This is a genomic window from Micromonospora sp. CPCC 206060 (genome assembly GCF_036906895.1).
Taxonomy (GTDB): domain Bacteria; phylum Actinomycetota; class Actinomycetes; order Mycobacteriales; family Micromonosporaceae; genus Micromonospora.
Window position 1 is genome coordinate 1 of sequence record NZ_JBAKHU010000273.1, and the last position, 720, is coordinate 720.

Annotated in this window: 1 protein-coding gene; it reads right to left on the reverse strand. The window is 69.3% G+C overall.

Annotated elements, in window-relative coordinates:
• Positions 1-7: 7 nt before the first annotated feature.
• The coding region (locus V6U90_RS33710; RefSeq protein WP_334445257.1) for an ISAs1 family transposase at positions 8-720 on the reverse strand (713 nt) is incomplete at its 5' end.

Here is a 720-nt window from a genome sequence, read left to right on the forward strand (position 1 = left end):
CCCAGGGTCATTGCGTTGTCGGATAGGTGCTGGTCACGGCGGTGATGAGGTCGTGTGGGCGGCGGTTGGCGCGTCGGGTGGCGCGGGCGATGATGGCCTCGCCGTTGGTGCGGTGGTAGCCGATTGAGGTGTTGCGCAGGGTGGCCAGGACGGCGGGTCCGGTGCCGGTGCGGGCTTGGTGGAGGTCTTCACGGAACGTGATGTCCCGGATGTGGTGGACGCGGTTCTCGATGTGCCATTCGCGGCGGGCCCAGTCCTGCAGGTCGGCGGGTTGGGCCTGCTCGGCGGGTAGGGACACGGTGAAGTAGGTGGTCTCGCGGCTGGTCTTTCCGCTGGTGGTGCGGGTCCGGATGATCCGGATGGCCTGCTGGGCGTGGGGGAACCTGATTCCGTCAGGGGTGTGCACGGTGATGGCTTTGACGGTGCGGGTCTCGCGGCGGCCGTGCCCGGTGTCGCGGCGGCGGTCGCCGAGGGGGATGTCGGGCCAGGGTAGGGATTTGAGCTGCTTGAGCGGGGTGGGCTGGTTGCCTTTCGTGGGGATCATCAGGTGGGCGCCGCGGGCGGCGATCTCGTCGGCGTGGGCGGTCTGGGTGTGCAGCGCGTCGGCGATGAACAGCAGGCCGGTCAGGGTGCCCAACACGGTCTCGACCGCGTCGGGTAGAGGCGCGAACGCGGGGGTCTCATTGCTCTTGGCGCTCACGGTGACCTGGGCCAGGACGA